Origin of the sequence: Variovorax sp. M-6, assembly GCF_052114385.1 — a bacterium.
Taxonomy (GTDB): Bacteria; Pseudomonadota; Gammaproteobacteria; order Burkholderiales; family Burkholderiaceae_C; genus Variovorax.
On record NZ_JBFREQ010000008.1, the window covers coordinates 213789 to 235298 of the forward strand.

Genomic DNA, 21510 nt, shown 5'->3' on the forward strand with positions numbered 1-21510 from the left:
ATGAAACACCCCTTGCCACGCCGCGCTGCGTCGGGTGCGGTGCTGGCTTCGGTGCTGATGGCGCTGGCTGGCCTGCCCGCGCTGGCCCAGAACGCCCCCGCGCCCACCGCTCCTTCCACCGCCGCGACCGCGCCGGTCCCGGCCCAGCAGTTCACGCTCTCCAATGGCATGACCCTGATCGTCAAGCCCGACCGGCGAGCCCCGACCGCGGTCCAGATGCTCTGGGTCCGGGTCGGGTCGATGGACGAGGTCGACGGCACCTCGGGCGTCGCACACGTGCTCGAGCACATGATGTTCAAGGGCAGCAAGAACCTGAAGCCCGGCGAGTTCTCGCGCCGCGTGGCCGCGTTGGGAGGGCGCGAGAACGCCTTCACCACCCGCGACTACACCGGCTACTACCAGCAGATTCCGGCCGAGCAGCTGGAGCAGGTCATGAAGCTGGAATCCGACCGCTTCGCCAGCAACCAGTGGCCCGACGACGAGTTCAAGCGCGAGATCGAGGTCGTCAAGGAAGAGCGCCGCATGCGCACCGACGACCAGCCGCGCGCGCTGCTCGGCGAACAGCAGAACGCCGCGGTCTTCACCGCCTCGCCCTACCACCGCCCGGTGGTCGGCTGGATGAGCGACCTGGAGTCGATGACGCCGGCCGATGCCCGCGCCTTCTTCCAGGCCTGGTACGTTCCGGCCAACGCCGCGATCGTGGTCGCGGGCGACGTCGATGTGGCCAAGGTGCGCGCCCTGGCCGAGAAGTACTACGGCTCGATCCCGGCGCGCGCGGTGCCGCAGCGCAAGCCGCGCACCGAGCCCGCGCAGCGCGGCGTGCGCCGCGTCGAATTCAAGGCGCCGGCGGAGCAGGCCTATGTGTCGCTGGCCTTCCGCACGCCGCAGATCGGGACCGGCGACGGCTTCGACGGCGCCGCGGAGAGCGATGCCTATGCGCTGGTGGTGCTTTCGGCCCTGCTCGACGGCTATCCCGGCGCCCGGCTCGACCGCGCGCTGACGCAGGGGCCGGACCGCGTGGCCGATTCGGCCGGTGCCTATGGCGGCTTCGTCGGCCGCGGGCCGCAGCTGTTCGTGCTCGACGGCGTCCCGGCGGCAGGCAAGACCCCCGAGGCGGTGGAGGCGGCGCTGCGCGCGGAGGTCGCGAAGGTGGCGCGCGAAGGCGTTGGCGCGGCCGAACTGGCCCGCGTCAAGACCCAGTGGGTGGCCAGCGAAACCTACAAGCTCGATTCGGTGATGGCGCAGGCGCGCGAGCTCGGCAGCAACTGGGTGCAGGGCCTGCCGCTGGACGCCAGCGAACGGATCATCGCCAAGCTGCAGGCGGTCACGGCCGAGCAGGTGCAGGCGGTGGCCGCGAAGTACTTCGGCGACGACCAGATGACGGCCGCCACCCTGCGGCCTCTGCCGACTGAACCCAACCGCCGCCCACGCGGTTTTGCACCGCCTGCGGGCGAGCTGCGTTGAAAGAAGGCTGCATGCCCATGTTCGAATCCCGAGACTTTGCGCTGCGCGCCTTCCTGGCCGGCGCCGTCATCTTCTTCGGCGCGGCCGCCCAGGCCGCCATCCCGATCCAGCACTGGAGCCTGCCCAGCGGTGCCAAGGTCTACCTGGCCGCCACCAACGCACTGCCGATCGTCGACGTCCAGGTCGACTTCGACGCCGGCGGCCGGCGCGATCCGCCGGCCCAGGCCGGCCTGGCCTCGGTGACCGCGGCGATGGTCGAGAAAGGCATCCGCGCGAACGGAAATGAACCGGCGCTGGACCAGAACGCGCTGGGCGAGGCCTGGGCCGATCTCGGCGCCAGCTTCGACGCCGGTGCCGGCTCCGACCGCACCAGCTTCACCCTGCGCACGCTGTCCGATCCGGTGCTGCTCGACAAGGCGGTGCGGCTCGCCGCCCGCGAGATCGGCGAGCCGGCGTTCCCCGAGGACGTGTGGAAGCGCGAGCGCGAGCGACTCAGCGCCTCGATCCGGGAGGCCAACACCAAGCCTTCGACCCGGGTCGAACGGGCCTTCGCGCAAGGCGTCTACGGCTCGCATCCCTATGGTCTCGAGACCACCGAAGCCACGCTGGCGCAGATCGACGTCGCGGCCATGCGCGCGCGCTACGAGCGCCTGGTCGTGCCCTGCCGCGCCAAGGTCAGCATCGTCGGCGCGGTCACGCGCGCGCAGGCCGACGGCATCGCCGCCACGCTGCTGTCGCGGCTGCCCGCGGGGGGCGCCTGCGCCGAGTTGCCGGCCGTGCCCGAAGTGCAGCCGCTGGCGGCGCCGAAGGACGAGCGCATTCCCTTCGATTCGGCCCAGGCGCACGTGCTGATCGGCCAGCCCGGCTACCGCCGCGCCGACCCGGACCACTTCGCGCTGACGCTGGGCAACTACGTGCTCGGCGGCGGCGGCTTCGTCTCGCGCCTGACCGAGGAGGTGCGCGAGAAGCGCGGGCTGGCCTACAGCGTCTACAGCACCTTCTCGCCGGCGCTGCATGCGGGCGCGTTCCGCATCGGCTTCCAGACCCGGCCCGACCAGGCCGCCGAAGCGGTGAAGGTCTCGAACGATGTGCTGGCGAAGTTCGTCGCCGAGGGCCCGACCGCGGCCGAACTCAAGGCCGCCAAGGACAACCTGATCGGCGGCTTTCCGCTGCTGCTGGACAGCAACCGCAAGCTGCTGGGCAATGTCTCGAACATCGCCTGGAACGACCTGCCGCTCGACTATCTCGACACCTGGACCGCGCGCATGAACGCGATCACGCAGTCCGACATCAAGGCCGCATTCGCCCGCAAGCTGCAGCCGGAGAAGATGGTGACCGTGGTCGTGGGCGGCAAACCCTGATGGGACAAGGCCCGGCGACGGCCGAGGTCCCGGCCGGGCGCCAGCCGTTAAGCTCCCGGGTGTGAAACCGAAGCCCAGAACACCCGCTCCCGCCGCGCCGGCCAAGCAGAGCAAGCTCGCCAAGGCGCCCCATTTCGTCCGCATCATCGGCGGCCAATGGAAGCGAACCCGCCTTGCGGTCGCCGACAAACCCGGCCTCCGGCCGACACCCGACCGGGTGCGTGAAACCCTCTTCAACTGGCTCGCCAGCCTTGCCGGCGTGGGCGGCGGCGAGCTGCCGGGCTGGCAATGCGTCGATGCCTTTGCCGGCACCGGCGCGATCGGCCTCGAGGCCGCTTCGCGCGGCGCCGGCTCGGTGCTGCTGTGCGAGCAGGACCCGGCCCTGGTCGCCCAGTTGCTGACCCTGAAGACCAAGCTCGGCGCCGACGCGGTGCGCGTCGAGCGCGGCAACGGCGTCACGGCGCTGGAGCGCGTGCCCGCCGGCAGCCTGCATGCGGTGTTCCTGGACCCGCCGTTCGAGAACCCGGCCCTGTACGAACCAGCCCTGCGCGCGGCGGCGCGGGCCCTGCGCCCCGAGGGCGTGGTCTATCTCGAGGCGGCGCGGCGCTGGAGCGACGACGAACTCGCCGCCCTCGGGCTCGTGGCGTACCGCTACCTAAAGGCCGGCGCGGTGCACGCCCATCTTCTCCAGCCCGCGGCGAGCGTCGCTGCATAATCCGCCGAACCGAGCCACCAGCGGCCGAATCAGGAGGAAGCAAGCATGTCCAGCAACGTGATCGCGGTATATCCCGGCACCTTCGACCCCATGACACTAGGCCACGAGGACGTGGTGCGGCGGGCCACCCAGCTGTTTTCGCGGGTCATCGTCGCGGTGGCGGCGGGCCACCACAAGAAGGCGCTGTTCACGCTGCAGGAGCGCATCGACATGGCGCGCGATGCGGTCAAGCCCTACAGCGACCAGGTGACGGTCGAGAGCTTCTCGGGCCTGTTGCGCGACTTCGTGGTCGCCCGCGGCGGCAAGGCGATGGTGCGCGGCCTGCGCGCCGTGACCGACTTCGACTACGAGTTCCAGCTCGCCGGCATGAACCGCTCGCTGATGCCCGAGGTCGAGACCGTGTTCCTGACCCCCAGCGACAAGTACCAGTTCATCTCGAGCACCTTCGTGCGCGAGATCGCGATGCTGGGCGGCGAAGTGGACAAGTTCGTCTCGCCCAACGTCCAGGACAGCCTGCTCGCCAAGGTCCGCAGCCTCGGCCGCGAATGAGCGCGGCGCCGCCCCGGCTGCATGCGCTGGGCGAGGCGGCGCTGCTGTGCGAGTTGCCTGCGCCGGCGACGCTGGCGCAGCAACAGCGGATCTGGGCGCTGGCGACCGAGGCCTTGCAGTGGCACGGCGTGCACGAGGTGCTGCCCGGCATGAACAACCTGAGCCTGCTGTTCGATCCGGCACAGATCGATGCCGTCGAGCTCGAGATGCAGGTGCTGTCGGCCTGGCCGCAACTGGCCGCGGCCGGGATCCAGGGTCGGCGCATCGAGATTCCGGTCGCCTACGGCGGCGAGTCCGGACCCGATCTCGGCGATGTCGCCAGGCACACGGGACTCTCTCCGGCCGAGGTCGTACGGCGCCATAGCGCGGGTGACTACGTGGTCTACCTGCTGGGCTTCCTGCCCGGTTTCGCGTTCATGGGCGGCCTCGCGCCGGAGCTGGCGACGCCGCGGCGTGCCGAACCGCGGGTGGCGGTGCCGGCGCGATCGGTCGGCATCGGCGGCGAGCAAACCGGCATCTATCCGCTGGTCTCTCCAGGCGGGTGGCAACTGATCGGCCGCACCTCGCTCGAGATGTTCGACCCGCGCGCGGCCGAGCCGACCCTGCTGCGGCCCGGTGACCGGGTGCGCTTCGTGGTCGAGAGCATGGAGGCTTGATGGCGGCCAGCGCCGGGCTCACGGTCCTGCGGCCGGGCATGCTGGCCTCGGTGCAGGACCTCGGCCGTCCTGGCCATCGGCAGCTGGGCATCTGTCCGGGCGGAGCGCTCGATACCCTGGCGCTGACCCTCGCCAACCGGCTGGTCGGCAACCCGGACGGGGCAGCCGGGCTCGAACTCACGATGGGCAGCTGCGAGATTCGCTTCGAGACCGCGACGCGCATCGCGATCGCCGGCGACGACTTCGGCGCCGCGCTCGATGGCGTTGCGCTGTGGCCTTGCTGGAGCGTGCCGGTGGCGGCGGGGCAGGTGCTCAAGCTGGCGGGTGCCAATCGGTCGACCCTCAAGGCGGGGCTGCGCACCTGGCTGGCGGTCGCCGGGGGCATCGACGTGCCGGTGATTCTCGGTTCGCGCAGCACCGACCTGAAGGCCGGCTTCGGCGGCCATCAGGGGCGGGCGCTCAAGAAGGGCGACAGGCTGATGCTCGGCGCACCGCTGCTGGACGCGCAGCGTCTGTCGCGGCGCCCCTTCGGCGTGCGCGGGCCCGATGCGAGCCCGGACGGCGACGATCGCGCGACCGTGCTGCGCGTGATGGCGGGCCCCGAGTTCGAGCAGTTCACGATCGCTTCGCGCGAGGCGCTGTGGCGCGGGCCCTGGCGCATCACGCCGCAGAGCAACCGCATGGGCAGCCGCCTCGAAGGCTTCGAACTCAAGACCCGGCGCGCCGCCGACATGCTGTCGTCGGGCGTGATCCCCGGCACGATCCAGGTGCCGCCCTCGGGGCAGCCGATCATTCTGATGGGCGACGCCCAGACCACCGGCGGCTATCCGCGCATCGGCGTGGTGATCCGCGCCGATCTCTGGAAGCTCGCCCAGGCCCCGCTCAACGGCCGGCTTCGGCTGCAGCAGGTGGAATCGGCGGCGGCGCTCGCGGCCTGGGACGAGCGCCAGCGCTACCTCGCGCAGGTGGCACAAGGCCTGGTGTCCGCAGGCTGGATGGCGCCGGCGCAGAATCTTGCCGAAGGGGAACACGATGCGGATTGACCTCAACGCCGACCTCGGCGAAGGATGCGACAACGACGAGGCGCTGCTGGGCCTGGTCAGCTCGGCCAACATCGCCTGCGGCTGGCACGCCGGCGACGCCCGCACCATGCAGCAGTGCGTGCGCTGGGCGATCGCCAACGGCGTCGCGATCGGCGCCCATCCGAGCTTCCCGGACCGCGAGAACTTCGGCCGCAGCACCATGAACCTGCCGCCCGACGAGATCGTCGCCGGCGTGCTCTACCAGATCGGCGCCCTGGCGGCGATCGTCAAGGCCGAAGGCGGTACGCTGGCGCACGTCAAGCCGCACGGCGCGCTCTACAACCAGGCGGTCAAGGAGCCGGCGCTGGCCGAGGCGATCTGCGAGGCGGTGCGCCGCTTCGATCCCTCGCTGCGCTACTTCGGGCTCGCCGGCAGCGGCATGATCGGCGCCGCCGAGCGCGCTGGCCTGGTGCCTGTGGAAGAGGTCTTCGCCGACCGCGGCTACATGCCCGACGGCAGCCTGGTGCCGCGCAGCCAGCCCGGTGCGCTGATCGACGACGAAGAGCAGTCGCTGGCGCAGACGCTGTCGCTGGTGCGCGACCATCGGGTCCGCGCGATCGACGGCAGCACGGTCGCGGTCAATGCGCAGACCGTCTGCCTGCATGGCGACGGCCCGCACGCGCTGGCCTTCGCGCGCCGCATCCGCGAGCGCCTCGCGGCCGAAGGCATCGAGGTCGCGGCGACATGAAGGTTCTGCTGACCGGCTTCGAGCCCTTCGAGCAAGAGCCGATCAATCCCTCCTGGGAGGCCGTGCGCGCGCTCGACGGCTGGCGCCTCGAGGGCGGCGTGGTGCATGCGCGGCGCATCTCGTGCGTGTTCGCGACCGCCCTGCGCGAACTCGACGCCGCGATCGACGAGCTGCAGCCGCAACTGGTGCTGGCCATCGGCCAGGCCGGCGGCCGCAGCGAGATCACGCCCGAGCGCGTGGCGATCAACATCGACGACGGCCGCATCTGCGACAACGCCGGCTGCCAGCCGATCGATGTGCCCGTGGTGGCCGGCGCCCCCGCGGCCTATTTTTCGAGCCTGCCGATCAAGGCCATGGTGCGCGACCTGCGGGCCGCCGGCATTCCGGCCGCGGTGTCGAACACGGCCGGGACCTTCGTCTGCAATCACCTGTTCTTCGGCCTGATGCACCGCATCGCGACCCGGCCGGTGACGGCGATGCGTGGCGGCTTCATCCACATCCCCTATTTGCCCGAGCAGGTGGCGCGGCTGCCGGGGCAGCCCAGCATGGCGCTGGAGACGGTGGTCGCCGGGCTGCGCATTGCGATTTCCACCGCCCTGTCGGTGCGCGAGGACGTGCGGGAGAGCGGCGGCCAGCTGCACTGAGCTGGCGGCCCGACTCAGGCGTCGGCGAGCAGGCGCTGCAGCCAGGGCCCGAGCGTCGCGTTGACCGCGGCGGGCTGTTCCATCGTGAGCATGTGGCCGCACTGGGCGACCCAGACCAGGTCGGCGTGGGGCACCAGCGCGGCAATCTCGCGCGAGCATTCGGGCGGCGTCAGGCGATCCTCGTCGCCGCACATCACCAGCACGGGGCAACGCAAGCCCGGCAACTGCTCGCGGGCGTCGGGGCGTTCCATCAGCGCCCGGTTCTGGCGCACCAGCTGCGCGACACCGGCATCGAGCACCAGGTCGATGTAGCGCCGCAGCAGCGGGGCGTCGCCGGAGCGCGCGGGATGGAAGGCGAAGCCGGCATTGAATTCGATGACGTCGCGCGCCTCGCCGAGCTCGAAGAGCTCGATGGCCGAGCGCCGCAGCTCGAACATCTCGGGCGTCTCGGGGCGCGCGTTGGTGCCCAGCAGGGCCAGGCCGACGATGCGTCCGGGTGCCTGCCGTGCGGCTTCCATGGCGATCATGCCGCCCATCGAGGCGCCGCAGAGGACCAGCGGTCCGGGGTTCTCCGCCAGCACGGCCGCGGCCATCGTCTCGATGCGGCCGTGGCGCATGTGGGCGTCGCTCACCCGGGCATCGAGGGCGGGGGGCAGGGCTGGCTGCTGGGCCTCCCAGAGGCGTTCGTCGCAGGCGAGGCCGGGCAGCAATACGAGACTTGGCATGTGCGGATTCTCCGCGAAGCGCGCGGTCGTGCGGATGTCACGCGCTGCGGGACAATAGAGCCCTGACTATGCCCACCACCGAACTCATCCTGATCCGCCACGGCGAAACCGACTGGAACCGCGAACTCCGGTTCCAGGGCCATATCGACGTCCCCCTCAACGACATGGGTCACGAGCAGGCCCGCCGGCTCGGGCTGCGCCTGGCCGGCGAGCCGGTGCAGCAACTGCTCAGCAGCGACCTGATGCGGGCGCAGCAGACCGCGACCCCCGCCGCTCGCCAGCTCGAGCTCGACATCGTCACCTCGGTCGCGCTGCGCGAGCAGCATTTCGGCATCGTCGAAGGCATGCGCGCCGACGAGATCCAGAACCTGCATCCGCGCGCCTGGGAAGACTGGCTCCAGTTTCGCGAGGACCATGCGATGCCCGAGGGCGAGTCGCCGCGCCAGTTCCACGCCCGCATCATCGAGGCGCTGGGCCGCATCGCCACCGCGCATCAAGGGCAGAAGCTGCTGGTGGTCACGCACGGCGGCGTGCTCGACATGGTGTGGCGCACCGCGCGCGGGCTGGGCCTCAACGGGCCGCGCCAGAGCGAGATTCCGAACGCCGGCTTCAACCGGATCCGGATCGCCGATGCCGCCCAGCCCGAGCAGATCGAGATCGTCGACTGGGCGGACACGCGCCATCTGGCGGACCTGCCGGCCCAACCCACCTACGACCAGAGCCGGCATCAGAAGAAGTAGCGCGCGGCGGCGCGGGGTTCGCAAGATTCGTCAAGCAACGAGCAAACAGGATCAAGCGTAGCCGCAGGGGCTGGGCCATCATCACGGCTTGCAAGACCCTCGGAGCCGACGCCCATGGACTACGCGACCACCCGGGAACTCGTTGCCGCCCTGCAGGCCGGAAAGACCTCGGCCGTCGCGCTGCTGGAGCGCTCGATCGGGCGCATCGAGCAGTTCGATCCGGTCTTCAACGCCGTCGTCGTGCGCGACTTCGAACGCGCCCGCGAGGCGGCCGCCGAGGCCGATGCGGCGCTGGCGCGCGGGGACCGGCGCCCGCTGCTGGGCATCCCGATCACCGTCAAGGAAGCCTTCGATGTCGCGGGCCTGCCCACCACCTGGGGCATTCCGGGCACCGGGCAGCTTCGCGCGGCCGAAGACGCGGTCGTCGTCCGACGGCTGAAAGCCGCCGGCGCCGTGCTCGTCGGCAAGACCAATGTCGCGATGCAACTCGCCGACTGGCAATCGGCCAACCCGGTCTACGGCACCACCCGCAATCCCTGGGACCCGGCGCGCACGCCGGGCGGCTCCTCCGGCGGCAGTGCCGCGGCGCTGGCGGCGGGCTACGTGTCGCTCGAGTTCGGCTCGGACCTGGTCGGGTCGCTGCGCGTGCCGGCCCACTTCTGCGGCGTCTTCGCGCACAAGCCCACGCATGGCTTGGTGCCGATGCGCGGCAGCGCGCCGCCGGGCACGCCTGCGCTGTCGGTGGACCCGGGCGTCGATCTCGCGGTCGTCGGTCCGCTGGCGCGCAGTGCCGCCGACCTGGCGCTGGCGCTCGACGTCGTCGCCGGGCCCGACGATGCCGAGGCCGTCGCGTATCGCCTGGCGCTGCCGCCGGCGCGGCATGTCGCGCTCGGGGACTTCCGCGTGCTGATGCTCGACCAGCATCCGCTGGTGCCGACCTCGAACGCGGTCCGCTCGGCGCTGCAGCGCCTGTGCGACGGGCTGGAGGGCGCCGGCTGCCGGATCGCCCGCAGCAGCCCGCTGCTGCCGGACCTGGCGCGCGTCGCGTCGCTCTGGGGGCAACTGCTGTGGGCCTTCATCAGCGCCGACATGCCGGGCATCGAGGCCGGCGTCAGCCACCGGGACTGGATCCACGCGGACCGCGCGCGGACCGGCATCGCGCACCAATGGCGCGAGTTCTTCAAGCAGTGGGATGTGGTCCTGTGCCCGGTGTCGCCGACGCCGGCCTTCCTGCATGACCACGGCGAAATGGAGGCGCGGCGGCTGCGCATCGACGACCGGGAGATCGCCTACAAGGACCAGTCGCCCTGGTCGAGCATTGCGACGCTGACCGGGCTGCCGTCGACCGCGATGCCGATCGGGCTCAGCGGGGAGGGCTTGCCGATCGGCATGCAGATCATCGGGCCGTACCTGGAAGACCGCACGCCCATCGCCTTCGCCGAAGCCGTGGAGCGCGCGTTCGGCGGCTTTGTTGCGCCGCCGGGCCTGGGAGCAGCGGCTCGTGTAGGTAGCGCTACCGAGGCCTAGAATCGGCGGGATGAGCAACGAGGAGCCTCCAGTCCGACGCGCCCGCCGAGGCAGCGGCGCGGTCACCCTTCACGATGTCGCGAAGCTCGCGGGCGTGGCGCCGATCACGGCCTCGCGGGCCTTGAGCACGCCGCGGCAGGTGTCGGCCGAAGTGCTCAAGAAGGTCACGGCCGCGGTCGAGCGGACCGGCTACGTGCGCAACGTCCTGGCCGGCGGCCTGGCGTCCACGCGCAGCCGGCTGGTGGCGGCGGTGGTGCCGACGATCGCCGGCCCGGTGTTCCTGCAGACCGTGCAGGCCCTGACCCAGGCGCTGGCCGAGCGTGGCTACCAGCTGATGCTCGGGCAGAGCGGCTACGTCGATTCGCGCGAGGACGCGCTGCTCGAAGCCATCATCGGCCGCCGCCCCGACGGCATCGTGCTGACCGGCATCATGCATTCGCCCGAGGGGCGCAAGCGGCTGCTGGCCGCCGGCATCCCGGTGGTCGAAACCTGGGACCTCACGCCGACGCCGCTCGACATGCTGGTGGGTTTTTCGCACCCGGCCGTCGGCCGGGCGGTGGTCGAGTTCCTGCATGCCAGGGGCCGCCGCCGGCTGGCGGTGATCGCCGGCGACGACGAACGTGCCTTGCGGCGCCTGCAGGCCTTCCAGGACGCCGCGCGCGCCGCCGGCCTGCCCGAAGTCGCCGTGGTGCGGGTGCCGGCGCCGACCACCCTGAAGAGCGGCCGTGCGGCGCTCGCCGAGCTGCTGCGCGAGACGCCGGGCATCGACGCCGTGTTCTGCAGTTCGGACCTGCTCGCGCTCGGCGTCATGACCGAGGCGCAGGCGCGGGGCATTCCCGTTCCGGGGCAACTGGCGGTGGTCGGCTTCGGCGACCTCGAATTCGCCGCCGACCTCCATCCGGCGCTGACCACGGTGCGCATCGACGGCACGGCCATCGGGCGCCAGGCCGCGCAGTTCATCGTCGACCGGGCGGAGGGCGGGCAGCGCGGGCCACGGGTGGTCGACATCGGCTTCTCGATCATCGAGCGCGGCAGCGCCTGATCCGTACAAACACCTAGCTGGATTCGCTGGATCTCGAAAAAAGGTAGCGCTATCATTCGGTCATCAAAGGTAGCGCTACCATTCCAAGGAGACAGACATGAAGAAATTGCTCGGCACGCTCGCCCTCGGCCTCGCGGCCCTCGGCGCCCAGGCCCAGGACTGGCCCCAGAAACCCGTGACCCTGGTGGTCCCCTTCCCGCCCGGCGGTTCGACCGACATGGTGGCGCGGGCCATGGCGCCGAAGCTCGGCGACAAGCTGGGCCAGACCTTCCTGGTCGACAACAAGGCCGGCGCCACCGGCACCATCGGCGCGACCCAGGTGAAGCGTTCGGCGCCCGACGGCGCCACCTTTCTCGTCACCTCGCTGGGCCCGCTGGTGATCGCGCCGCACCTGATCAAGGGCATGCAGTACGACGCGCTGAAGGACTTCGACCTGATCACGGTGGCGGTGCAGGCGCCCAACGTGCTGGTGGTGCCGGCCAAGTCGCCGCACAAGACGGTGGCCGACGTGATCGCCCAGTTGAAGGCCAACCCCGGCAAGATGACCTTCGCCTCCTCGGGCAACGGATCGAGCGACCACCTCACGGCCGAACTGTTCTGGCAGCAGACCGGCACCAGCGGCCTGCACGTGCCGTACAAGGGCGGCGCGCCCGCGATCACCGACCTGCTCGGCGGCCAGGTCGATGCGTCGTTCCAGAACGTCAATGCGGTGGTGCAGAACATCCAGGCCGGCAAGCTCCGGGCGCTCGCGGTGACCGGCGACAAGCGCTCGCCGGTGTTGCCCGAGGTCCCCACCGCGGCCGAAGCCGGCATCAAGAACCTCGTGGTCTATTCGTGGCAGGCGATCGTCGCGCCCAAGGGCCTGCCGCCGGCCGTGCGCAGCAAGGCGCACGATGCGATGGCCGCCGCGCTCAACGACCCCGCGGTCAGGCAGCAGTTCACCGCCATCGGCCTCGAGGTGGTCGCCAACACGCCCGAGCAGTTCGCGAAGTTCCAGCAGCAGGAATTCGCGCGCTGGAAGAACGTCATCGAGACAGGCAAGATCACGATCGACTGAGCAGCGAAATCGCCATGCCCCATTCCACCCCCCTCGTCACCGAACTGCGCGTGATCCCGGTCGCCGGCCGCGACAGCATGCTGCTCAATCTGAGCGGCGCGCACGGACCCTTCTTCACCCGCAACCTGCTGATCCTGAGTGACAACGCCGGGCGCACCGGCGTCGGCGAGGTGCCGGGCGGCGAGAAGATCCGCCAGACCCTCGAAGATGCCCGCGACCTGGTCGTCGGCCAGTCGATCGGCGACTGCCAGCGCGTGCTGCAGCAGGTGCACAAGCAGTTCGCCGATCGCGACGCCGGTGGGCGCGGGCTGCAGACCTTCGACCTGCGCACCACCATCCATGCCGTGACGGCGATCGAGTCGGCGCTGCTCGACCTGCTGGGCCAGCACCTGGGCGTGCCGGTCGCCGCGCTGCTCGGCGAAGGCCAGCAACGCGACGCGGTCGAGATGCTGGGCTACCTGTTCTTCGTCGGCGATCGCGACAAGACCGACCTGCCCTATGCCCGCGAGCCCGAGGCCGGCAACGACTGGTTCCGGCTGCGGCACGAGCAGGCGATGACGCCCGAAGCCGTGGTCCGGCTGGCCGAGGCGGCGCGCGAGCGCTACGGCTTCAACGACTTCAAGCTCAAGGGCGGCGTGCTGCGCGGCGAGGCGGAGATCGAGTGCATGATCGCGCTGCACGAGCGCTTCCCCGAGGCCCGCGTCACGCTCGACCCCAACGGCGGCTGGCTGCTCAAGGATGCGATCCGCCTGATGCGCGACATGCGCGGCGTGGTTGCCTATGCCGAGGATCCCTGCGGCGCCGAGGAGGGCTTCTCGGGCCGCGAGGTGATGGCCGAGTTCCGGCGCGCCACCGGCTTGCCCACCGCCACCAACATGATCGCCACCGACTGGCGCCAGATGAGCCACGCGCTGGCGCTGCAGTCGGTCGACATCCCGCTGGCCGATCCCCATTTCTGGACCATGGCCGGCTCGGTGCGGGTGGCCCAGACCTGCCGCGACTGGGGCCTGACCTGGGGCTCGCATTCGAACAACCACTTCGACGTCTCGCTCGCGATGTTCACCCAGGTGGGCGCCGCCGCGCCGGGCCGCGTGACCGCGATCGACACCCACTGGATCTGGCAGGACGGCCAGCGCCTGACGAAGGAACCTTTGCGCATCGAGGGCGGCCTGGTGCAGGTGCCGAAGAAGCCGGGCCTGGGCGTCGAGCTCGACATGGCGGAGGTCGAGAAGGCCCACCAGCTCTACAAGCAGCACGGCCTCGGCGCGCGCGACGATGCGGTCGCGATGCAGAGCCTGATTCCCGGCTGGCGCTTCGACCCCAAGCGCCCGGCCTTCGACCGCTGACCCCAAGGAGCTCCCATGAGAGAAAACCGCCTGCGCACGCTGTGGAAGTCGGGAGGCGCCGCGGTCAACGGCTGGCTCGCGATTCCGAACGGCTTCTCGGCCGAGACCATGGCCCACCAGGGCTGGGACTCGCTGACCATCGACCTGCAACACGGCGTGGTCGACTACCAGTCGATGATCCCGATGCTGCAGGCGATCTCGACCACCGACACGGTGCCCGTGGTGCGCGTGCCGTGGCTCGATCCGAGCGCGCTCATGAAGGCGCTCGACGCCGGCGCCTACGGCGTCATCTGCCCGATGATCAGCACGCCCGACGAGGCCGCGAAGCTGGTCGCCTACACCCACTACGCGCCGCGCGGCACCCGCAGCTTCGGGCCGGTGCGGGCTTCGCTCTACGGCGGCGCCGACTATGCGCAGCACGCCAACGACACCATCGTCACCTTCGCGATGATCGAGACCGCCCAGGCTCTGGACAACCTCGACGCCATCCTGTCGGTCGAGGGGCTGGACGCGGTCTACATCGGGCCGTCCGACCTTTCCCTGGCGCTCGGCTGCAGGCCGGTGTTCGACGACGTCGACCCGCCAGTGGCGCAGGCCATCGACCACATCGTCGAGCGCGCCAAGGCGCACGGCCTGGTGGCCGGCATCCACAACGGCACGGCCGAAGGCGCGCTGGCACGCGTCGCCAAGGGCTTCCAGTTCGTCACCGTGAGTTCGGACGCGCGGCTGATCGCGGCCGGCTCGCAGCAACTGCTTTCACAGATGCGCGCCGCACCGGCCGCGCCCGGCTCCACCTCCTACTGAAAGGAACCAGAACATGAAGATCGGATTCATCGGCCTCGGCATCATGGGCGCGCCGATGGCGCAGAACCTGCTGCAGGCCGGCCACGAGATGATCGTGCGCACGCGCAGCAAGGTGCCCGACGCGCTGAAGGGCGCCACCGTCTGCAAGACCAACGCCGAGGTCGCGCGCGCGGCCGAGGTCGTGATCCTGATGCTGCCCGACACGCCCGATGTCGAGCAGGTGCTGTTCGGCGAGGACGGGGTCGCCTCAGGCCTCTCCAAGGGCAAGACCGTGATCGACATGAGCTCGATCGCGCCGATGGAGACCAAGCGCTTCGCGAAGAAGATCAACGAACTCGGCTGCGACTACCTCGATGCGCCGGTCTCGGGCGGCGAGGTGGGCGCCAAGGCCGCCAGCCTGACCATCATGGTGGGCGGCGACGAGGCCGTGTTCGAGCGCGCGAAGCCGTTGTTCGAGGCCATGGGCAAGAACATCACGCGGGTGGGCGGCAACGGCGACGGCCAGACCACCAAGGTGGCGAACCAGATCATCGTGGCGCTCAACATCGCCGCGGTCGGCGAAGCGCTGCTGTTCGCGAGCAAGGCCGGCGCCGATCCGGCCAAGGTGCGGCAGGCGCTGATGGGCGGCTTCGCGGCCAGCCGCATCCTCGAAGTGCATGGCGAGCGGATGATCAAGCGCACCTTCAACCCGGGCTTCCGGATCGCGCTGCACCAGAAGGACCTGAACCTGGCGCTCGCCGGCGCGAAGGAAATGGACGTGGCGCTGCCGCAGACCGCGTCGGCGGCCCAGCTGATGCAGTCCTGCGCCGCCCACGGCTGGGACCAGCTCGATCACTCCGCGCTGGTCAAGGCGCTCGAGCAGATGGCTGCCCACGAAGTGGCCAAGGGCTGATCAACCGAAGGCGGGCAGGCCGAGCCGCGTGTAGACCGCGGCCGCCTGCCGGCGCAGCCGCAGCGACTCCGGCTGGCCGTTGACCTGCTGCTGGAGGACGCCCTGCGCGCCGGCCAGCGAGGCCTCGGTGCCGAGGCGCACCAGCGCATCGAGGTAGACCTGCTCGAACAGGTCGCGTTGCGCATGGCTGCCGCCGATCTCGACCAGCCGCGGCAGCGCCAGTGCCAGGCCCTCGATCGCGGCCGCGAAGTCGCCGCGGGCGTGGGCGCCGAGCCCGTGCGCCGCCGGGACGCAGACGCGCTGCCAGGCGTCGCGGGTCGACGGCGGCGCGTTCGGCGCGAAGGCCTCGATGTGGCGCAACAGCGTGACGGCTTCGGCGCGGCCGGCCCGCGCCAGGCCATACAGGTACTGGAGATCGAGGAACGGCAGCACATGGTCGTCGAGCCGCTCGGCCAGGTAGCCCGCCAGGTCCTGCCAGCGGTCGCCGACCGGAATGCCCGCGAGCTCGAAACGCGCGAGCAGCGACACCGCGCCGACCTGGTCCTGGGAATAGTCCTTGACCACGCCCCAGACCTCGCGGTCGTAGACCTCGAGCGCCTCGGCGTCGCGGCCCAGGTCGATCAGGAACAGCGCGATGTGCCACCAGTTGTGCGTGACCATGAAGGAGTTGAGCCCGACCCAGGTGTCGCTGAGGGCCCGCATGACGGCCAGTCCTTCATGGAGGCGCCCTTCGGTCAGCATCACGTGGCCGAGTGCGTGGTGCGCCCAGGGCTCCTTGCGCCGCATCGCGATCGCGCGCCGCGCGCTGGCCTCGGCCTCGCGCAGCAGGTGGCATTGCTCGTAGCCGAAGGCCGCCATGCCGTGCAGGTAGGGCACGTCGCCGGCTGCGGGCAGTGCGGCCAGTGCGAGCCGCAGCATGCCGGGGCAGTCGCCGGTGTTGAAGCAGTGGTACTGGCCCAGCTTGAGCGAGGCCAGGTCGCGCGGATGCTCCTTGGCCTGCTCCTGGTGCAGCGCGATGGCGCGCGCGATGTCGCCCGCCGCCCAGGCCGCGACGGCTTCGATGTAGCGCCGCTCGCGCGGCGTGGCGCGCGCCGCGCCGGCCCGGGCGCGGTCGAGGAAGGGGCGGGCGTTGGCGGCCGCCGCCTTCGATTCGGCGAACAGGTGCAGCGTCGCGCAGTAGGCCTGCACGATCGGGCTTGCATCGTCGGCGGCGGCCAGCGCGTCGACCGCCCGTGCCTCGCAGGAGATGAAGCCCTCGACGAAGGCGTCGACCGCCGGCAGGCTCGCGGCGCCGTCGACCGTGACCGGGTTGCCCAGGCAGTCGGTGAAGCTCATGGCGCCGCGCGCTCCGGCATGCCGTTCAGCCGCGCGGCGGCTCGGGCCAGGTCCGCTGCGGATCGCGGATTCGCTCGAACGCGCGCGAGACCTTGAGCACGCCCAGGTCGTCGAAGCGCTGCCCCGCGATCTGCAGGCCGATCGGCAGGCCGCCGGCGCTGTAGCCGCAATTGATCGAGGCCGCGGGCTGCTCCGACATGTTGAACGGCACCGTGAAGCCGATGTGCTCCAGCGGCCGCAGCGGGTCGTTGGTGGGCGAGGGCGCCTCGGCCGCGGCCGGCAGGTTCGGCGCGGTCGGCGAGATCACGTAGTCGTACCGGGCGCAGGCCGCCACGGCCGCGACCCGCGTCGCATGGAACTGGCTGAAGGCGCGGAACACGTGCTCGCCGCCGAAGCCCTCGGCGCTCTCGGCCCACTGGCGGATGTAGGGCAGCACCTTGGCGCGCTGCTCGGGGCGCAGTGCGTTCATGTCGACCAGCGAGCGCATGCGCCACAGGTGGTCCATGCCGTCGAGCATCGTCTGCGACATGAAGGGCTGCATCGTTTCGACGATCGCGCCGGCGCGTTCGAACAGGCGCGCCGCGTGCTCGACTGCGGCCCGGATCTCGGGCTCCACGGCCAAGCCGCAGCCGGCGTCGAGCAAGAGGCCGATGCGCAGGCCGCGCAGGTGGTCGGCGCCCACATCGAAACTCGACCACGCGATCTCCTGCGCCGGCAGGCTCATGCTGTCGCGCGCATCGGGCAGTGCCAGCGTCTGCATCATCAGCGCGGCGTCGCCGACGCCGCGCGTCATCGGCCCTGCGGCCCGGCCCATGTAGGGCGGGTCGATCGGGATCCGGCCCAGGCTGGGCTTGAGCGTGAAGATGCCGCACCAGGCGGCCGGCAGCCGCAGCGACCCGCCGATGTCGGTGCCGACGTGCAGCGGGCCGTAGCCGGCGGCCGCCGCGGCGCCGGCGCCGGCACTCGATCCGCCGGGCGTCTTCGACAGGTCCCAGGGATTGCGTGCCAGCCCATGGAAGCTCGAGAGGCCCGAGGACAGCATGCCGTAGTCGGGCATGGTGGTCTTGCCGAGGATCACCGCGCCGGCTTCCTTGAGCCGCGCCGCGGGGGGCGCGTCGGCCGCCGCCGGCCGCAGGTCGGTCGCCGCGGTGCCGGCGGGCATCGGATCGCCGCGGGTGGCGATGTTCTCCTTGATCGTGGTCGGCAGGCCATCGAGCGGGCCCACCGGCTCGCCGCGGCCCCACCGCGCCTCGGCCGCGCGCGCCTGTTCGAGCGCGGCCTCGGGACGCAGCAGCCAGGTGGCCTGCAGATGCGGCTCCCAGCGCTCGATGTGGTCGAGCACGGCCCGCGTGACCTCGACCGGCGAGAGGCTCTTGTCGCGGTAGCCGGCGAGCAGCTCTCGCGCCGAGAGTTCGTGCAGCGCGCGCGTCACGACCAGGACAGCGCCGACAGGTCGTTGACGAAGACCGGCATGTCCTTCCACAGGCCCTTGACGCCCTTCTTCGCGACGGTCGGCCACTGGGGCTGGAACAGGAAGCCGTTGGCGGCGTCGTTGGCCAGCAGGCGCTGCGCATCGCCCAGCAGCTTGTTGCGTTCGGCCGTGTTGCCGGTGGCCTTGATCTTGTCGAACAGGGCGTTGAATTCCTTCGACTGGTAGCCCCAGTAGTAGTCCGGCTTCGCGTAGTTGCCGAGGTCGAAGGGCTCGACGTGCGAAATGACGCTGAGGTCGAAGTCGTGGCCGCCGCCGTAGGTGGCGCTGAGCCACTGGGCCCATTCGACGTTCTGGATCTTGACGACGATGCCGATCTTGGCCAGTTGCGCGGCGATCACCTCGCCACCTTGGCGCGCATAGGGCGGCGGCGGCAGCGTCATCGTGAGCTCGAGCGGCGTCTTCACGCCGGCCTCGGCCAGCAACTGCTTGGCCTTCTCGATGTTGAAGGGGTTGACCGCCGTGGTGTCGACATAGCCCGCGGCGCCCGGCACGTAGTGGCTGCCGATCGGCACGCCGAAGCCGTCGACCGCGCCCTCGATCACCGCCTTGCGGTCGATCGCCATCAGGATCGCGCGCCGCACGCGCACGTCGTCGAGCGGTTTGCGCTTGTTGTTGATGGACAGGATGGTCTTGGCGCGCGAGCCGCTCAGGATCACCTGGAACTGCGGGTTGTTCTTGAACTGCGGCACCACGCGCGTGCCGATGCGCGGGAAGGCGTCGACGTCGCCGGCCAGCACCGCGGCGGCCTGGGCCGCCGGATCGGAGATGAAGCGGAACGTGACCTTGTTGATCTTGGCCGCCCCCGGGTTGCGGAAGCCGTCCCACTTGCTCAGCACCAGCGAGCTGCCCTTGTTCCAGCTGTCGAGCTTGTAGGGACCGGTGCCCACCGGCTTGGTGGCGTTGGTGTCGGCGCTCTTGGGCTCGACGATGGCGGACGTCGCCTGGCCCAGCACGAAGGGCAGGTCGGGGTCGATCTCCTTGTTGATCAGGACCACCGTGTGGTCGTCGACCACCTGGGTGCTGATGTTGGCGAAGGTGCGCTTGTCCTTGTTGGTGCTCTTCTCGCTGCCGGCGCGGTCGAACGAGAACTTCACCGCCTGCGCGTTGAAGGGCTCGCCGTTCTGGAACTTGACGCCGCGGCGCAACTTGAAGGTGTAGGTGCGCAGGTCGGGCGAGACCTCCCAGCTCTCGGCCAGCAGCGGCGTGACGCTGCCGTCGGCATTGATCTTGGTCAGCGTTTCGAAGACGTTGTACTGGACGATCTCCGCGATCGCGGAGGCGGCGCCGGCGGTCGGGTCCAGGCCCGGCGGTTCGAGTGCCATGCCCAGCACGATCGCGTCCTTGCGGCCCTGCGCCAGCGCGGCTTGCGGCAGTGCGAGCGGCACGGTGGCGAGTGCGGCGGTGGTCAGGAGGGTGCGGCGATTCAGCATGGTTCAGGGCTCCAGGGAAAAGCGAATGGGAAATAGAACGTTACATCATCGCCAGCCGACGCCCGCGCGGCAAGGATTTGCTCATGAGGCGGCGGCGAGCGGTTCGGCTCGTGGCACCGCGGCGAGCAGGGCCTGGGTGTAGGGATGGCGCGCATGCGCGAAGAGCTGCTGCGGCGCACCGCGCTCGACCACGATGCCGCGGTGCAGCACGCAGACTTCGTCGCACAGGTGGTTGACCACCGCGAGGTCGTGGCTGATCAGCAGGTAGCTGATGCCGAACTGCTGCTGCAGGTCCTGCATGAGGTTGAGCACCTGGGCCTGCACCGAGACGTCGAGGGCGCTGACCGGCTCGTCGGCCACGATCAGCCGGGGCCGGGTGATCAGGGCCCGTGCGATCGCGATGCGCTGGCGCTGGCCGCCCGAGAATTCGTGCGGGTACTTGTGCAGGTCGCTGCTGCGCAGGCCCACGGCGGCCAGCGATTCGGTGGCGCGTTCGCGCTGCTCGGCGCGGCTGGTCTCGGCCAGCGCCTCCAGCGGCTCGGCGACGATCCGCGCCACGGTCTGGCGCGGGTCGAGCGAGCCGTAGGGGTCCTGGAACACCATCTGCACGTCGCGCCGCGCCGCGCGCAGTTCGTCCTTGGGCAAGGCGTGCAGGTCGCGGCCGAGCAGCTTCACCGTGCCCGAGGTCGGCCGGTCGAGCGCCATCACCAGCCGCGCGATGGTCGACTTGCCCGAGCCCGATTCGCCGACGATGCCCAGGCTCTGGCCGGGGCGGACGCTGAAGCTCACGCCGTTGAGCGCCTTCACCATCGGCGGCGGGCCGAACAGGCGTTCGCGGGGCAGGGTGTAGTGGCGGACGAGGTCCGTGACTTGGAGCAGCGCGGCCGAATTCGGATCGGGATCGAAGTGGTCCGTCATGCAGCGGTTCCTTCTTCGGCGGCGATCTCGTCGAGCCGGATGCAGCGCACGCGGTGGTCGTGGGGCAGCAGCACCGGCGGCGGACGTGTCGCCTGGCAGGCCTCGACCGTGAAGCGGCAACGGCCCGCGAACGGACAGCCTGGCGGCAGGTCCACCAGTTCGGGCACGCTGCCGCGGATGGTCGCGAGCTTGAGGCCACGCGGGGCGTCCAGCGCCGGCCGGGCCGCGAACAGGCCCTGGGTATAGGGGTGGGCGCGCTCGGCGAAGACCGCGGCGGTCGGGCCGCTCTCGACCACGCTGCCGCCGTACATCACGAGCATCTTGGAGACGCTTTCGGCGATGACACCGAGGTCGTGCGAGATCAGGATCAGCGCCATGCCCATTTCCGCGACCAGGCCCTGGATCAGGTCCAGCACCTGCTTCTGGATGGTCACGTCGAGCGCGGTGGTGGGCTCGTCGGCGATCAGCAGGTCCGGCCCGCAGGCCAGCGCCATCGCGATGCCGATGCGCTGCCGCTGCCCGCCCGAGAACTGGTGCGGGTAGGCGTCCAGGCGCGAGGCCGCGTCCGGAATGCCGACCCGCTCGAGCAGTGCCAGCGCCTCCTTGCGCGCCTCGGCCTTGGACAGGCCGCGATGCAGCCGCAGCGGCTCGCCGACCTGGCGCGCGATCGTGTGCAGTGGGTTCAGAGCCGTCATCGGCTCTTGGAAGATCATGCCGATGCGGTCGCCGCGCACCTTGCACATCTCGCGCTCGGGCAGGCCGACCAGCTCGGTGCCGTCGAAGCGGATGCTGCCGCTCACCTTGGCGCTCGATGGCAGCAGGCCCATCAGCGACTGCACCGTGATCGACTTGCCGCAGCCCGACTCGCCGACGATGCCCAGTGTCTCGCCGCGTTCGAGCGAAAAGGAGATGCCGCGCACGGCCTCGGCCGGGCCGCGCTGGGTCTGCAGCTGCACACGGAGATCGTTGACTTCGAGAAGTGGCATGGCGGGCTTCAGCGGGCGCGTGCGAGGCGCGGATCGAGCAGGTCGCGCAGTCCGTCG

Annotated in this window: 21 protein-coding genes; 15 read left to right on the plus strand and 6 right to left on the minus strand. The window is 70.8% G+C overall.

The window, feature by feature from the left end:
• The 8 genes from AB4Z46_RS12165 to pcp all read left to right on the plus strand — a co-directional run bounded on the left by AB4Z46_RS12165 (window position 1) and on the right by pcp (window position 7159).
• A complete protein-coding gene (locus AB4Z46_RS12165) occupies window positions 1-1464 on the plus strand; it encodes a M16 family metallopeptidase (protein ID WP_442283746.1) in 1464 nt (487 codons plus the stop codon).
• A 17-nt stretch (window positions 1465-1481) separates the two neighbouring features.
• Window positions 1482-2825: a M16 family metallopeptidase gene (locus AB4Z46_RS12170; RefSeq protein WP_442283747.1), complete on the plus strand. Its 1344-nt coding sequence runs from the start codon at window positions 1482-1484 to the stop codon at window positions 2823-2825.
• A gap of 61 nt (window positions 2826-2886) precedes the next feature.
• Window positions 2887-3540, plus strand: coding sequence for an RsmD family RNA methyltransferase (locus AB4Z46_RS12175; protein WP_442283748.1), 654 nt, complete (start codon window positions 2887-2889; stop codon window positions 3538-3540).
• Window positions 3541-3585: 45 nt separating this feature from the next.
• Entirely contained in the window at window positions 3586-4089 is a 504-nt protein-coding gene (coaD, locus tag AB4Z46_RS12180) for a pantetheine-phosphate adenylyltransferase (RefSeq protein ID WP_286506056.1), read from the plus strand.
• Window positions 4086-4745 carry a 5-oxoprolinase subunit PxpB gene (pxpB, locus tag AB4Z46_RS12185; protein ID WP_442283749.1) on the plus strand — a complete coding sequence of 220 codons (660 nt, stop codon included), beginning with the start codon at window positions 4086-4088 and terminating at the stop codon, window positions 4743-4745. The genes coaD and pxpB overlap by 4 nt, the downstream gene beginning before the upstream one ends.
• Complete coding sequence (locus AB4Z46_RS12190; protein WP_442283750.1) at window positions 4745-5788, plus strand: biotin-dependent carboxyltransferase family protein; 1044 nt, start codon at window positions 4745-4747, stop codon at window positions 5786-5788. The genes pxpB and AB4Z46_RS12190 overlap by 1 nt, the downstream gene beginning before the upstream one ends.
• Window positions 5778-6515: a 5-oxoprolinase subunit PxpA gene (gene pxpA, locus AB4Z46_RS12195; RefSeq protein ID WP_442283751.1), complete on the plus strand. Its 738-nt coding sequence runs from the start codon at window positions 5778-5780 to the stop codon at window positions 6513-6515. The genes AB4Z46_RS12190 and pxpA overlap by 11 nt, the downstream gene beginning before the upstream one ends.
• Complete coding sequence (gene pcp / locus AB4Z46_RS12200) at window positions 6512-7159, plus strand: pyroglutamyl-peptidase I (RefSeq protein ID WP_442283752.1); 648 nt, start codon at window positions 6512-6514, stop codon at window positions 7157-7159. The genes pxpA and pcp overlap by 4 nt, the downstream gene beginning before the upstream one ends.
• 14 nt (window positions 7160-7173) lie before the next feature.
• Here pcp and AB4Z46_RS12205 read toward each other — a convergent pair whose 3' ends face one another.
• A complete protein-coding gene (locus tag AB4Z46_RS12205) occupies window positions 7174-7884 on the minus strand; it encodes an alpha/beta fold hydrolase (protein ID WP_442283753.1) in 711 nt (236 codons plus the stop codon).
• Window positions 7885-7952: 68 nt separating this feature from the next.
• Here AB4Z46_RS12205 and AB4Z46_RS12210 point away from each other — a divergent pair, with 68 nt between their 5' ends.
• From AB4Z46_RS12210 to glxR, 7 genes are all read left to right on the plus strand, one after another.
• Complete coding sequence (locus tag AB4Z46_RS12210; RefSeq protein ID WP_442283754.1) at window positions 7953-8624, plus strand: histidine phosphatase family protein; 672 nt, start codon at window positions 7953-7955, stop codon at window positions 8622-8624.
• A gap of 114 nt (window positions 8625-8738) precedes the next feature.
• A complete protein-coding gene (locus AB4Z46_RS12215) occupies window positions 8739-10151 on the plus strand; it encodes an amidase family protein (RefSeq protein ID WP_442283755.1) in 1413 nt (470 codons plus the stop codon).
• Window positions 10152-10161: 10 nt separating this feature from the next.
• On the plus strand, window positions 10162-11193 hold the full coding sequence (locus tag AB4Z46_RS12220) for a LacI family DNA-binding transcriptional regulator (RefSeq protein ID WP_442283756.1): 1032 nt from the start codon (window positions 10162-10164) through the stop codon (window positions 11191-11193).
• A 97-nt stretch (window positions 11194-11290) separates the two neighbouring features.
• Window positions 11291-12250: a Bug family tripartite tricarboxylate transporter substrate binding protein gene (locus AB4Z46_RS12225; RefSeq protein ID WP_442283757.1), complete on the plus strand. Its 960-nt coding sequence runs from the start codon at window positions 11291-11293 to the stop codon at window positions 12248-12250.
• Between the two features lie 14 nt (window positions 12251-12264).
• On the plus strand, window positions 12265-13596 hold the full coding sequence (gene gudD, locus AB4Z46_RS12230; protein ID WP_442283758.1) for a glucarate dehydratase: 1332 nt from the start codon (window positions 12265-12267) through the stop codon (window positions 13594-13596).
• A gap of 15 nt (window positions 13597-13611) precedes the next feature.
• On the plus strand, window positions 13612-14400 hold the full coding sequence (locus AB4Z46_RS12235) for an HpcH/HpaI aldolase family protein (protein ID WP_442283759.1): 789 nt from the start codon (window positions 13612-13614) through the stop codon (window positions 14398-14400).
• Between the two features lie 13 nt (window positions 14401-14413).
• Window positions 14414-15292: a 2-hydroxy-3-oxopropionate reductase gene (gene glxR / locus AB4Z46_RS12240; RefSeq protein WP_442283760.1), complete on the plus strand. Its 879-nt coding sequence runs from the start codon at window positions 14414-14416 to the stop codon at window positions 15290-15292.
• Here the strand turns inward: glxR and AB4Z46_RS12245 are convergent, their stop codons facing one another.
• The 5 genes from AB4Z46_RS12245 to AB4Z46_RS12265 all read right to left on the minus strand — a co-directional run bounded on the left by AB4Z46_RS12245 (window position 15293) and on the right by AB4Z46_RS12265 (window position 21453).
• The gene (locus tag AB4Z46_RS12245; protein WP_442283761.1) at window positions 15293-16627 is read right to left on the minus strand and encodes a tetratricopeptide repeat protein; all 1335 of its coding nucleotides are present in this window, start codon (window positions 16625-16627) and stop codon (window positions 15293-15295) included.
• A 25-nt stretch (window positions 16628-16652) separates the two neighbouring features.
• Complete coding sequence (locus AB4Z46_RS12250) at window positions 16653-18059, minus strand: amidase (protein ID WP_442283762.1); 1407 nt, start codon at window positions 18057-18059, stop codon at window positions 16653-16655.
• Window positions 18056-19549 carry an ABC transporter substrate-binding protein gene (locus AB4Z46_RS12255; RefSeq protein ID WP_442283763.1) on the minus strand — a complete coding sequence of 498 codons (1494 nt, stop codon included), beginning with the start codon at window positions 19547-19549 and terminating at the stop codon, window positions 18056-18058. The genes AB4Z46_RS12250 and AB4Z46_RS12255 overlap by 4 nt, the downstream gene beginning before the upstream one ends.
• A gap of 81 nt (window positions 19550-19630) precedes the next feature.
• Complete coding sequence (locus tag AB4Z46_RS12260; protein ID WP_442283764.1) at window positions 19631-20467, minus strand: ATP-binding cassette domain-containing protein; 837 nt, start codon at window positions 20465-20467, stop codon at window positions 19631-19633.
• On the minus strand, window positions 20464-21453 hold the full coding sequence (locus AB4Z46_RS12265) for an ABC transporter ATP-binding protein (RefSeq protein WP_442283765.1): 990 nt from the start codon (window positions 21451-21453) through the stop codon (window positions 20464-20466). Before AB4Z46_RS12265 ends, AB4Z46_RS12260 begins: the two co-directional genes overlap by 4 nt.
• Window positions 21454-21510: the final 57 nt, after the last annotated feature.